Here is a 12,216-nt window from a genome sequence, read left to right on the forward strand (position 1 = left end):
CCGAATTCCGTTCCCGCACACCCGGCGTACCCGGATGGTGACCCTCGTGGTCGTCGTCCTGGTCGTCGCCGCGGCGGTGCTCGTCTGGACCCGCTCCTCGAGCGAGCCCGCCGCGGTGCCGACGCAGGACGCCGTCCTCGACGTGCCCGCCGCGCCCGGCTCGGCCGAGCAGATCCGGCTGGACACCACGCTCTACCTGCCGGACCGCACACCCGCACCGGCGATCCTGCTGCCGCACGGGTTCGGCGGCGACAAGACCAGCGTCGCCGGTGACGCCCAGGAACTGGCCCGGCGCGGCTTCGTCGTGCTCACCTACTCGGCGCGTGGGTTCGGCCGCAGTACCGGGCAGATCGCGCTGAACGACCCGGACTTCGAGGTCGCCGACGCGGCGCGGCTGGTCGACTGGCTCGCCACCCGTCCCGAGGTGCGGCTGGACGGGCCGGGCGACCCGCGCGTGGGCGTGCTGGGCGCCTCCTACGGCGGGGCGCTCGCGCTCCAGCTCGCCGGGCGGGACAAGCGGATCGACGCGATCGCGCCGATGATCACCTACAACGACCTCGCCCAGGGCCTGGCGCCCAACGCGGCCGCGGCCACCGCCCCGGCCGCCGGCACGCCCGCCGCCGGCGCGTTCTCGCCCGACGGCGTGTTCAAGAAGTCGTGGGCCGGGCTGCTCTTCTCCGCGGGGACGTCCGCCGGCGGCACCGGCGGGCTGGGCGCGGAGGCGCCCGAACCGGGTCAGGAGACCGGCGACACCAGCCAGTCCACGGGCTCGACCGGGAGCGGCGGGGGCGGCGCGGCCGGCGCGGCGCCGCTCCCCCAACAGACCCCCCGGCCGGGGCAGCCCGGCGCGACCACGTGCGGCCGGTTCACCGCCGAGATCTGCGCGGCCTACGCCGACCTCGCCACCACCGGGCGCGTCAGCCCACCGGTGGCGGCGCTGCTGCAGCGCCTGTCGCCGTCGGCCGTCACCGGCCGCATCACCGCGCCGACCCTGCTGGTGCAGGGCGAGAACGACACGCTGTTCGGGCTGGACCAGTCCGACGCCACCGCCCGGCAGATCACCGCGGCGGGCGGCCACGTGCAGCAGGTCTGGTACACCGGCGGGCACGACGGCGGCAGCCCCGGCCCGCAGCTGCGCGCCAAGATCGGCGACTGGTTGTGGTTCCAGCTCACCGGTGAGGGGGGCAACCCGTTCAGCGGGTTCTCCTACGACGTGCAGGGCTCGCTGCGGGCCTCCGGCTCGCCGTCGGTGCGCACGGTCGACGCGGGCGAGTACCCGGCGCAGACGCAGCGGCGCACACTCCCGCTGACCGGCGGCGAGCAGACGATCGTCAACCCGCCCGGCGGCACCCCCGCCGCCGTCAGCGGGATCCCCGGGCTCAACTCCGCGGTCAGCGGCTCGTCGCGGCTGTCCGGGTTGTTCGGCACCGATCCGCCCGGCCAGTCCGCGCGCTTCACCAGCGCGCCGGTCGACTCGCAACTGCTGGTCACCGGTTCGTCGACGGTCCGCCTGCGGATCTCCGGCACCGGCGAGGCGGCGCTGTTCGTCAAGCTCTACGACCTCAACCCGGACGGCACCCGCACGCTCCCGTCGAACGCGATCGCGCCGATCCGGGTCGCGATCCCGGCGTCGGGCACCGCCGAGGTGACCGTGACGCTGCCCGGCATCGTGCGGCCGGTCGAGACCGGGCACGCGCTGCAGCTGGTCGTCACCACGACGGACCAGGCTTACGCGACGCCGCCGGCGCCCGCCGCCTACCGCGTCGCGTTGGCCGACCCGGCACTGGCCGTGCCGGTCGTGCCGGGCACCGCCGTCGGCGCGGCGTGGCCGGTGAGCACGCTCGTCGGCATCGGCGTCAGCCTCGCGGTGGCCGCCCTGATCGCCGCCTTCGCCGCCGTGCGCAGGCGCCGCTCGCACCAGGTCGATCCCGCGCTGGCCGGCGTGCCGCTGGTGATCGACGGGCTCACCAAGGCCTACCCCGGCAGGGTCACCGCGGTGAACGACCTGTCCTTCCGCGTCGAACCCGGCCAGGTGCTCGGCCTGCTCGGGCCGAACGGCGCGGGCAAGACCACGACCCTGCGCATGCTGATGGGCCTGATCACCCCCACCGCCGGGGAGATCCGGGTGTTCGGCCACCGCGTCGCGCCCGGCGCGCCGGTGCTGTCGCGCATCGGGTCGTTCGTCGAGGGCTCCGGGTTCCTGCCGCACCTGTCGGGCACCGCGAACCTGCGCCTGTACTGGGACGCGACCGGCCGCCCGATCGAGCAGGCACACCTGGAGCAGGCGCTGGAGATCGCCGGGCTGGGCAACGCCGTGCATCGCAAGGTCCGCACCTACAGCCAGGGCATGCGGCAGCGACTGGCGATCGCGCAGGCCATGCTCGGGCTGCCGGAGCTGCTCGTGCTCGACGAACCGACCAACGGGCTCGACCCGCCCCAGATCCACCAGATGCGCGAGGTGCTGCAGCGCTACGCGGCGACCGGCCGGACCGTGGTGGTCTCCAGCCACCTGCTGGCCGAGGTCGAGCAGACCTGCACGCACGTCGTGGTGATGCACCGCGGCCGGCTGGTGGCCGCGGGCGAGGTCGGCGACATCGTGGCCGCCGGCGGCGAGGCCACCTTCCGGGTCGACCGGCCCGAGGCGGCGGCCGACGCCCTGCGCGTGGTGCCCGGGGTGTCCGGTGTGGACGTCGAGGGCGACCTCGTGCACGCCGACCTGGACGGAATGCCGCGCGCCGAGGCGGTCGCGGCGCTCGTGCGGGCCGGGGTCGCGGTGGAGCAGGCCGGGCCGCGGCGACGGCTGGAGGACGCGTTCCTCCAGCTCGTGGGAGAGGAAACGTCATGACCGAGAACGGGGTCCACACCGATCCCGCGGCGCTGGACGACCTGACCGACGCCGCCGAGCACACCCACTCCGGGGTGGGCGCGGACGGCGCGGTCGAGGGTTACCGCGCGCGGCGGACACTGCGGCTGGGCGTCGAGCTGCGGCGCCAGCTGCGGCGGCGGCGCACCCAGCTGGTGCTCGGGTTCGTCGTGCTGCTGCCGTTCATCCTGGTGGTGGCGTTCGAGATCGGCCAGACGAGCCCGAACCGGCGCTCCGGCGGGTTCGTCGACCTGGCGACGGCGAGCGCGCCGAACTTCGTGGTGCTGGCGCTGTTCGTGTCCGGGACGTTCCTGTTGCCGACGATCGTCGCGTTGTTCTTCGGGGACACGATCGCGAGCGAGGCGTCGTGGTCGAGCCTGAAGTACCTGCTGGCGATCCCGGTGCCGCGGCACCGGCTGCTGCGGCAGAAGGCGATCGCGTCCGGGCTGCTGTCGATCGTGGCGCTGGTGCTGCTGCCGCTGGTGTCGCTGGTGGCCGGGCTGATCTTCTACGGCGCCGGGGACGCGGTCAGCCCCACCGGCGACGCCATCCCGTTCGGGCGCAGCCTCATCGCGCTCGGGCTGTCCACGGTGTACGTGGTGATCCAGCTGGGGTGGGTGGCCGGGCTGGCGCTGCTGCTGTCCGTGCTGACCGACGCGCCGCTCGGCGCGGTCGGCGGCGCGGTGCTGGCGGCGATCCTGTCGCAGATCCTCGACCAGATCACCGCGCTGGGCACGCTGCGCAACTACCTGCCGACGCACTACTCGTACGGGTGGATGGACCTCATCGCGAGCGACATCGACTGGACGAACATGGCCGCCGGGGTGTTGTCCGCGGTGATCTACGCGACAGTGTTCACGGTGCTGGCCGCGCGCCGCTTCGCGACCAAGGACATCACCAGCTGATCCGGCTACGGTGAGCCGATGACGACGATCGAGGTGGACAAGGCCGGCGACGTGGCCGTGCTGAGGCTGGCCCACGGCAAGGCGAACGCGATGGACACCGAGCTGTGCCGGGAGCTGGCGGCGCGGCTGGAGGACGCCGAGCTCGGCGGTGCGAAGGCCGTGGTCCTGACCGGGCGGGACGGCATGTTCTCGGCGGGCGTGGACCTGCGGCGCATCCAGTCGGGCGGGGCAGCCTACGTGCGCGAGTTCCTGCCCGCGCTGTCCGACGCGTTCCTGGCCGTGTTCGGGTTCCCCGGGCCGGTCGTGGCCGCGATGACGGGGCACGCCATCGCGGGCGGCGCGGTGCTGGCCGCGGCGTGCGACCGGCGGGTGCTCAACGCGCGGCAGGGGCGGGTCGGCGTCACCGAGCTGCTCGTCGGGGTGCCGTTCCCGTTGGTGGCGCTGGAGATCCTGCGGTGCGCCTACGGCACGGAGCGGCTCGCGGGGCTGACGTTCCTCGGCCAGACGTACGCGGGTGAGGACGCGCTCGCGCGGGGCCTGGTCGACGAGCTGGCCGAGCCGGACGCCGTGTTGTCCACGGCGATCGACACGGCGACGCGGCTGGCGGCGGTGCCGGCCGAGACGTTCCGCCACACCAAGGCGCAGATCCACCGCCCGTTCGACGAGCGGATCGGCGAGCAGCGCGCCGGCGACGACGTGCACGTCGAGCGGATGTGGTCCGCGCCGGAGACGCTGGCCGCGATCGACGAGTACGTGCGGAACACGCTCGGCAAGTGATGGCGGAGTTGGTGTAGGGCGGCGTCGTCGCCCCGATGGCAGCGCCCGTCACCGGTGGCGCGCGTGCGGCGTGGAGAGCGCCGGCGGCGCGCGCTCGCCCGGCGGCGGCGCGCGCCGCCGGCCGGCCGGCGCGGCAAGCAGCAATCCATCCCGGCGCACCAATCCCCCCGGCGCACCGATTCGCCCCAGCGCCGGTCGTCCTGGCCCGCGCGTTGGCCGGCGCCGATCCGGCCCAGCGCGCTGAGTCCCGGCTCACCGAACCCCGGCGCATCGGATTGCGCCCACCGGCCCTCGCCCACCGGCCCTCACCGGGCCGCGCTGAGGCGCTGCGGCCCGCGGGGCCGCAGCGCGACGCGACAGGGCCGCTGGTTACTTCACGCCGGCGGCGTCCATGCCGCGCAGTTCCTTCTTCAGCTCGGCGACCTCGTCGCGCAGACGGGCCGCCAGCTCGAACTGCAGGTCGCGCGCGGCCTGCATCATCTGGTCGGTCATCTGCTGGATCAAATCGGCCAGCTCGGCGCGCGGCATGCCCGCCACGTCGCGGTCCACCAGCACCCCGGAGCTGCGCCCGCCCTGCTCGGGCTTCTTGCCGCGCGAGGCGTTGCGTCCCGAGCCGCCCACCGGCACGGCCTGCTCGGAGTCCTCGGCCTCGGTGTAGACGCGGTCCAGGATGTCGGCGATCTTCTTGCGCAGCGGCTGCGGATCGATGCCCCGCTCCGCGTTGTAGGCCATCTGCTTCTCGCGGCGGCGGTTCGTCTCGTCGATCGCGAACCGCATCGAGTCGGTGATCTTGTCCGCGTACATGTGGACCTCACCGGACACGTTCCGCGCCGCGCGGCCGATCGTCTGGATCAGCGACGTCCCGCTACGCAGGAAGCCCTCCTTGTCCGCGTCGAGGATCGCCACCAGCGACACCTCGGGCAGGTCGAGACCCTCGCGCAGCAGGTTGATGCCGACGAGCACGTCGAAATCGCCCGACCGCAGCTGCCGCAGCAGCTCGACCCGCCGCAGCGTGTCCACTTCGGAGTGCAGGTAGCGCACCCGGATGCCCAGCTCCAGCAGGTAGTCGGTGAGGTCCTCGGCCATCTTCTTGGTCAGCGTGGTGACCAGGACCCGCTCGTCGCGCTCGGACCGCAGCCGGATCTCGTGCACCAGGTCGTCGATCTGGCCCTCGGTCGGCTTGACCACGACCTTCGGGTCGATCAGGCCGGTCGGGCGGATGACCTGCTCGACGAACTCGCCACCGGTCTGGCCCAGCTCGTACGGACCCGGGGTCGCCGACAGGTACACGGTCTGGCCGATCCGGTCGGTGAACTCCTCCCACGTCAGCGGCCGGTTGTCCAGGGCGCTGGGCAGCCGGAACCCGTGCTCGACCAGGGTGCGCTTGCGGGACGCGTCGCCTTCGTACATGCCGCCGATCTGCGGCACCGTCACGTGCGACTCGTCGATGACCAGGAGGAAGTCCTCCGGGAAGTAGTCGATCAGGGTCGCCGGCGCCGAGCCCGGCCCGCGGCCGTCGATGTGCCGCGAGTAGTTCTCGATGCCGGAGCAGAACCCGACCTGCCGCATCATCTCGATGTCGTAGCTGGTGCGCATGCGCAGCCGCTGGGCCTCCAACAGCTTGCCCTGCTTCTCCAGCCGCGCGAGCTGCTCGGCCAGCTCCTCCTCGATGCCGCGGATCGCCTTCTCCATCCGCTCCGGCCCCGCGACGTAGTGGGTGGCCGGGAAGATGCGCACCTCGTCCACCTCGCGCACGATCTCGCCGGTGAGCGGGTGCAGGTAGTACAGCTTGTCGATCTCGTCGCCGAAGAACTCGACCCGCACGGCCAGCTCCTCGTACGCCGGGATGATCTCGACCGTGTCGCCGCGGACCCGGAACGTGCCGCGCGAGAACGCCAGGTCGTTGCGCGTGTACTGGACGTCGACCAGTGCCCGCAGGAACGTGTCGCGCTCGACCTCCATGCCCACCGCGAGCCGCGTCGACCGGTCCAGGTAGGACTGCGGCGTGCCGAGGCCGTAGATGCAGGACACCGAGGCGACCACGATGACGTCGCGCCGCGACAGCAGGTTCATCGTCGCCGAGTGCCGGAGCCGCTCCACGTCGTCGTTGATCGACGAGTCCTTCTCGATGTAGGTGTCGGTCTGCGGGACGTAGGCTTCCGGCTGGTAATAATCGTAGTAGCTGACGAAGTACTCGACCGCGTTGTGCGGGAACAGCTCGCGCAGCTCGTTGGCCAGCTGTGCGGCCAGCGTCTTGTTCGGCGCCATGACCAGCGTCGGCCGCTGCACCCGCTCGATCAGCCAGGCCGTGGTCGCCGACTTGCCGGTGCCGGTGGCGCCCAGCAGCACGACGTCCTTCTCGCCCCGCTCGAGCCGCTTCGCCAGCTCGTCGATGGCCGCCGGCTGGTCACCGGCCGGCTGGTACTCGCTGACCACCTCGAACCGGCCGCCCGTCCGCGGGATGTCGGAAACGGGCCGGAACTCGGACTGGGCGAGCACGGGGTGTTCGGTTGCGAAAGCCACGTCCACCAGAGTAGGCGCGCCCACCGACAATTTTCAGCGAGGCGGGTTCTAGCAGGCCAGACGGCGGTCGCGGGCGGCGCGGGCCAGGCAGGCCTCGCAGGGCATCCCGCAGATGCGCTCCAGCAGCTCGGCGCTGCCGCACACGATCGGGGCGCCGCAGCGGGCGACGAGCACCTCGGGGATCGGGCCGGTCTCCGGGATCGGCACCAGGTGGCACACCCGGTCGCGTTCCCCCGCCACACCCCGGCGCAGGCGCACGAGGGCCATCACTCCGGTCGGTTCGGCGTGGACGACGTTCCCCATGTGCGAATCGTAAACCGGAATAATCGTGGAATCTTCGTGCCCTCGGCCCAATCCTGGGGGCCGGGACTGGTCCTGAAGGACGAAAGCGCAGGGACGCGGGCCGCCGGGGTTCTCATGAACCACCCAAAAGAGACAAATTGGCAGGTCGGCGCGTCGGGCGTGTCGGGCCGGCCGCGTGGGCGCCACAGCGCAGCTCCCGAACCGCCCGGCGCGGGGGTACGGCACGGCGGCACAGTTCGCGACAAGCGCAGTTGCCAGCAACACTGCGCGCCAGTCGAGGGGTTCCGGCCCGCCGCCATGCGCGGTCAGCACCGCCCCATCGGCCCGGGCGACGTCGCGAAGGGCCCGGCCAGGTGGGCGTCCCGAACCGCCCGCCGCGGGGGTACCGCGCAGCGGCGCAGTTCGCCCCAACGCAGTCGACAGCAACACTGCGCGCGCCAGCGCAGGCGCGGCAGCCGAGCCCACCGCTACGGCGCGGTCAGCACCGCCCCATCGACCCAGGGGACGTGACCACCCGGAAAGAGACAAGCGGCAAGGCAGCGCGACGAGCCCGGCCAGGTGGGCGCCCCGAACAGACCGCCGCGGGGGTACCGCGCAGCGGCGCAGTTCGCCCGACCGCCGTCGGCAGCAACACTGCGCGCGCCAGCACAGGCGCGGCAGCCGAGCCCGCTGCTACGGCGCGGTCACCACCGCCCCATCGACCCGGGGGACGTGACCCCCCGGAAAGAGACAAGCGGCAAGGCAGCGCGACGAGCCCGGCCAGGTGGGCGTCCCGAACAGACCGCCGCGGGGGTACCGCGCAGCGGCGCAGTTCGCCCGACCGCCGTCGGCAGCAACACTGCGCGCGCCAGCACAGGCGCGGCAGCCGAGCCCGCTGCTACGGCGCGGTCAGCACCGCCCCGCCGAGCCGGTGGCACAACCGCAGCGCCAGCTCGACGTCCAGGCGGTTGTCCGACACCGGGCGGCCCAGCATCTCCTCCGCCTTGCGGACCCGGTACTGCACCGAGTTCTTGTGCATCGTCAGCTGCGTGGCCGCGGCCGTGTAGCTGCCGCCGGCGGCCAGGAAGACCCGCAGCGTCTCGCGCAGCCGGGCGTGCTGCTCGTCGTCGGTGGCCAGATCGCCCAGCGTGTCGGCGACCCAGCCGCGGGCCGCGCTCATGTCGCCCGCCATCAGGGCCATCGCGCCGACCTCGCGGAAGGTCAGCACCCGGTCGCAGTGCTCGCCCGCGGCGAAGGCCAGGTTGTACACGCGCTGCGCCTGCCGGTGGCTGCGCCGGAACCCGTCCAGCCCCTCCCCCGGATCGCCGAGCACGAACCGGATACCCGGATCGGCCTTGTCGAGGGCCTTGCGCACGCACTCCTCGTCCGGCATCGCGGCCCGCTCCAGCGGGAACCACACCCACGCGCAGACCTCGTCGTTGGGCACGAACAGCGGCCCGCCCGCGCTCGGCAACCCCCCGGCGAGCTCGGTCGCGACCGCCTCCAGCGCGCCCAGAACGTGCCCGGCTCCGGGCACCGGCGCCTGCCAGACGATCATCGCCAGGTGGGTGCCGCGCAGCCGGTAGCCGAGGCTGGCCTCGCTGGTGTCGGTCGTCCCGCCGTCGAGCAGCGCCCGCACCCGAGCGGCGCGCACCGCGCTGCGGTTGACCAGCCAGCGGTCGCGTTCCTCCTGGTAGGCGGACACGACCTGCTGCGTGACGCGGTCGATGAACGCGAACGCGCCGGTCAGGGCGTGCCCCATCATGGCGCCGAGCAGCCGCGGATCGGACTCGATCTCGACCGCCTCGCGCAGGGAATAATCCAGGATCGCGGTCTGCCCCAGGTAGTAGGCGCGGATCAGGTCGACCACCGGGGTGCCGCGCTGGGCCAGCCTGCGCGCGTACTCCATCGCCGCGGCCGGCGCCTCCACCCGGGACGGATCGATGCCGTGCTGGAAGATCCGCAGCGCGGTGTCGACGTTCTGGTAGACGCTCGCGGACAGCAGGCTCAGGACGCTCTCGTCGTCGTTGACCAGATGGGGCAGTTCGCGCGCGTACAACTGGACCAGCTCGCCGGTCAGTTCGGTGGCCCGCTCCGCCAGCGCGGCGGCCACCTTCGCCACTCCCTCGATCGCGTCTGCGTCCGCCACGTGATCACCCTACCGTCGTGACAGTTTCCTTCCTTCTGTAAACCCGCAGAATGGAGACATGACCGCGCACGCCGGGACGATCCACCCCCCGAAGATCGAGACCTTCGACGTCGCGAACCGGACGAACACCGACCCCAAGGGCATCGCCCGCGTGGTCGAGGAGTTCCGGGTCGAACCCTTCGGCCTGTACTGCGCCCGGCCGACCCCCGGCCGGACCCAGTTCCACTACCTCGAGTCCTGGCTGCTGCCCGGCCTCGGCCTCCGCCTGACCGACTACTGGTTCCGCCCCGGCCACGAACGCGACCAGGACTTCTACCTCGACGTCGTATCCGTCGACAGGGACGGCGACACGTGGCGCACCACCGACTGGTACCTGGACCTGGTGGTGCGCGAGGGCGAACGGGTGGACGTGGTCGACACCGACGAGCTGCTCGCCGCGGCCGGCGCCGGCCTGCTGACCCCGGCCCAGGCCGAACGCGCACTGGAGATCACCTACGCCACCGTCGACGGGCTCGCCGCGCACGGCTACCACGTGGACCGGTGGCTGTCCGCGCACGGCATTCAGCTGAGCTGGCGCCGCCGCACTCCACCGATCGGTTGATGGACGAGATCACCGGCCGGTGGAGCGGGATGTGGCCGCCGGGTCGATCCGTAGCGGCCCGGTCCCGCGAACGATGGTCGCCATGGGGATCATCGAGGTGGCACACCTCAGCAAACGCTACGGCGAGAAGGTGGCGGTGGCGGACGTGTCCTTCACCGTCGAACGGGGCGAGATCTTCGGGATCCTCGGCCCCAACGGCGCCGGGAAGACCACGACCGTCGAATGCCTGGAGGGGCTGCGGCGCCCGGACGGCGGCACGATCCGGGTGCTGGGCCTGGATCCGCGGCGCGACACCGCGGAACTGCGCCGCCGGCTGGGTGTCCAGCTGCAGGAGACCCAGCTTCCCGACCGGCTCCGCGTCGGCGAGGCACTGGAGCTGTACGCATCGTTCTACGACGCTCCCGCCGATCCCGGCGAGCTGCTGGACGAGCTGGGCCTGACCGGGGTGCGCGGCACCGCCTACCGCAAGCTGTCCGGCGGGCAGAAACAGCGGGTGTCGATCGCGCTCGCGCTGATCGGGCGGCCCGAGGTGGCGGTGCTCGACGAGCTCACCACCGGCCTGGACCCGCAGGCACGCCGCGACACCTGGGACGTCATCGAGGGCATCCGCGACCGCGGGGTGACGATCCTGCTCGTCACGCACTTCATGGCGGAGGCGGAGCGGCTGTGCGACCGGATCGCCGTGATCGACGCCGGCCGGGTGGCCGCGATCGACACGCCCGGCGGGCTGGTCGCGCGGGTGACCGATGAGCAGACCGTCCGGTTCCGGCCCTCGCGCCCGGTCGGTGACGACCTGTTCACGGCCCTGCCCGAGGTACGGCGCGTGCAGCGGAACGGGGGGCGGATCGTGATCACCGGCACCGGCGAGTTGGTGCAGGCCGTCACGTCGGTGCTCGCGCGGAACCAGGTCGTCGCGGGCGAGCTGCGGGTGGAGCAGGCCGGGCTGGACGAGGCGTTCGTCGCGCTCACCGGCCGCACGATCGAGCGGGGGGTGTGATGCTGACCAGGCTCACCGCCGTCGAGGCGAAACTGTTCCTGCGCGACCCGGGCGCGCCGTTGACCGTGATCGGCATCCCGGTCGCGTTGCTGCTGGTGTTCGGCCTGATGCCGGACGCGAACCGGCCCAGCGAGGACTTCGGCGGCCAGATCCCGCTGTCGGCGTTCATCGCGCCGCTCTCGGTGGCGATCCTGCTCGGGATGCTGGCCCTCACCCTGTTCCCGGCCGCGATGGCCGCCCACCGGGAGAAGGGGGTGCTGCGCCGGCTGGCGGCCAGTCCGGTGCCGCCGTCCCGGCTGATCGTCGCGCAGCTGCTGGTCAACCTCGCGGCCGCGCTGGTGGTCGTGCTGGTGATCGTCGTGGGCGGCCGCCTCGTGCTCGGCCTCGCGCTGCCCGCGAACCCCGGTGGCTTCCTGCTGTCGCTGGTGCTGGGGGTCGTCGCCCTGTTCAGCGTCGGCCTGCTGATCGCCGCGCTCGCCCCGACCGGGCGCGCCGCGAGCGGCATCGGCACGGCGGCCTTCTTCCCGATGCTCGCGCTCGGCGGGGTGTGGGTGCCCAAGGAGGACCTGCCCGGGGCGCTGCAGCACGTGGCCGACGTGCTCCCGCTCGGCGCGACGCTCAACGCGTTGCGCGCGACGTGGACCGGCGGCCGGCCGGAGCCGCTGCAGCTGGCCGCGCTGGCGGTGTTCGCCCTGGTCTGCGGTGCCGTGGCGACGCGGGTGTTCCGGTGGAGCTGAAGAAGTTGACGTTCGTGGGCAACCGATCGGGCGCGGACGGCGTCACAGAGGCGAAGCTCGCTCGCGTTCCCGCGCTCGGCATGGCGGGGGCCGTGGCGGTGCTGTTGCTCGTCACCAGCGGCCGCTACGGCTACTTCGGCGACGAGCTGTCTTTCCTGGCGGCTGGTCGGCATCTGGCTTGGGGGTATGCCGACCAGCCGCCAGTACACCCCCTGCCGGCCCACCTGGAGGTGCTGTTCGTCGGCGACGATCCCGGCATCCTGGCCGGGCGGTTCACCAGCGTGACGCCGGCGGGGCGGATCGACGACGGCCCGGCCTCCGGCCAGGGTACGGCGCTGTGGCCGGAGCTGCGGGACTTCGGACCGGGCACCGGATAATGCGT

The 12,216-nt window shown here is 72.9% G+C and carries 10 protein-coding genes; 7 read left to right on the plus strand and 3 right to left on the minus strand.

Features of this window, described 5'->3' with window-relative positions:
* Window positions 1–34: 34 nt before the first annotated feature.
* From FB470_RS31010 to FB470_RS31020, 3 genes are read left to right on the plus strand one after another with little or no spacing between them, the layout of a single operon-like run.
* Entirely contained in the window at window positions 35–2,845 is a 2,811-nt protein-coding gene (locus FB470_RS31010; protein WP_306999583.1) for an alpha/beta fold hydrolase, read from the plus strand.
* Complete coding sequence (locus tag FB470_RS31015) at window positions 2,842–3,768, plus strand: ABC transporter permease (protein WP_306997242.1); 927 nt, start codon at window positions 2,842–2,844, stop codon at window positions 3,766–3,768. The genes FB470_RS31010 and FB470_RS31015 overlap by 4 nt, the downstream gene beginning before the upstream one ends.
* Before the next feature lie 18 nt (window positions 3,769–3,786).
* Window positions 3,787–4,545: an enoyl-CoA hydratase/isomerase family protein gene (locus tag FB470_RS31020; RefSeq protein WP_306997244.1), complete on the plus strand. Its 759-nt coding sequence runs from the start codon at window positions 3,787–3,789 to the stop codon at window positions 4,543–4,545.
* A gap of 369 nt (window positions 4,546–4,914) precedes the next feature.
* On the opposite strand, the gene uvrB is transcribed toward FB470_RS31020, so the two are convergent.
* The 3 genes from uvrB to FB470_RS31035 form a co-directional block, all read right to left on the minus strand.
* A complete protein-coding gene (uvrB, locus tag FB470_RS31025; RefSeq protein WP_306997246.1) occupies window positions 4,915–7,068 on the minus strand; it encodes an excinuclease ABC subunit UvrB in 2,154 nt (717 codons plus the stop codon).
* A 48-nt stretch (window positions 7,069–7,116) separates the two neighbouring features.
* Entirely contained in the window at window positions 7,117–7,371 is a 255-nt protein-coding gene (locus FB470_RS31030; RefSeq protein WP_306997247.1) for a hypothetical protein, read from the minus strand.
* 877 nt (window positions 7,372–8,248) lie between these two features.
* Window positions 8,249–9,499, minus strand: a complete 1,251-nt coding sequence (locus FB470_RS31035; RefSeq protein WP_306997249.1) for a PucR family transcriptional regulator — start codon at window positions 9,497–9,499, stop codon at window positions 8,249–8,251.
* 58 nt (window positions 9,500–9,557) lie between these two features.
* On the opposite strand from FB470_RS31035, the gene FB470_RS31040 reads away from it, so the two are divergent.
* The 4 genes from FB470_RS31040 to FB470_RS35870 all read left to right on the plus strand — a co-directional run bounded on the left by FB470_RS31040 (window position 9,558) and on the right by FB470_RS35870 (window position 12,211).
* The gene (locus tag FB470_RS31040; RefSeq protein WP_306997251.1) at window positions 9,558–10,100 is read left to right on the plus strand and encodes a ribonuclease FAU-1 family protein; all 543 of its coding nucleotides are present in this window, start codon (window positions 9,558–9,560) and stop codon (window positions 10,098–10,100) included.
* Window positions 10,101–10,182: 82 nt separating this feature from the next.
* On the plus strand, window positions 10,183–11,097 hold the full coding sequence (locus FB470_RS31045) for an ABC transporter ATP-binding protein (protein WP_306997253.1): 915 nt from the start codon (window positions 10,183–10,185) through the stop codon (window positions 11,095–11,097).
* On the plus strand, window positions 11,097–11,834 hold the full coding sequence (locus FB470_RS31050; RefSeq protein ID WP_306997255.1) for an ABC transporter permease: 738 nt from the start codon (window positions 11,097–11,099) through the stop codon (window positions 11,832–11,834). Before FB470_RS31045 ends, FB470_RS31050 begins: the two co-directional genes overlap by 1 nt.
* Complete coding sequence (locus tag FB470_RS35870; protein ID WP_370876619.1) at window positions 11,825–12,211, plus strand: hypothetical protein; 387 nt, start codon at window positions 11,825–11,827, stop codon at window positions 12,209–12,211. The genes FB470_RS31050 and FB470_RS35870 overlap by 10 nt, the downstream gene beginning before the upstream one ends.
* The last annotated feature ends 5 nt before the right edge of the window (window positions 12,212–12,216 follow it).

It is taken from the genome of Amycolatopsis thermophila (assembly GCF_030814215.1).
In the GTDB taxonomy this organism is placed as follows: Bacteria; Actinomycetota; Actinomycetes; order Mycobacteriales; family Pseudonocardiaceae; genus Amycolatopsis_E; species Amycolatopsis_E thermophila.

Excerpts from the sequence above, each read along its gene's own strand:
- FB470_RS31045 (WP_306997253.1), top strand. The coding sequence starts at position 10,183 with ATGGGGATCATCGAGGTGGCACACCTCAGCAAACGCTACGGCGAGAAG.
- FB470_RS31015 (WP_306997242.1), top strand. The coding sequence starts at position 2,842 with ATGACCGAGAACGGGGTCCACACCGATCCCGCGGCGCTGGACGACCTG.
- FB470_RS31040 (WP_306997251.1), top strand. The coding sequence starts at position 9,558 with ATGACCGCGCACGCCGGGACGATCCACCCCCCGAAGATCGAGACCTTC.
- FB470_RS31050 (WP_306997255.1), top strand. The coding sequence starts at position 11,097 with ATGCTGACCAGGCTCACCGCCGTCGAGGCGAAACTGTTCCTGCGCGAC.
- FB470_RS31020 (WP_306997244.1), top strand. The coding sequence starts at position 3,787 with ATGACGACGATCGAGGTGGACAAGGCCGGCGACGTGGCCGTGCTGAGG.
- FB470_RS31030 (WP_306997247.1), bottom strand. The coding sequence starts at position 7,371 with ATGGGGAACGTCGTCCACGCCGAACCGACCGGAGTGATGGCCCTCGTG.
- FB470_RS31010 (WP_306999583.1), top strand. The coding sequence starts at position 35 with ATGGTGACCCTCGTGGTCGTCGTCCTGGTCGTCGCCGCGGCGGTGCTC.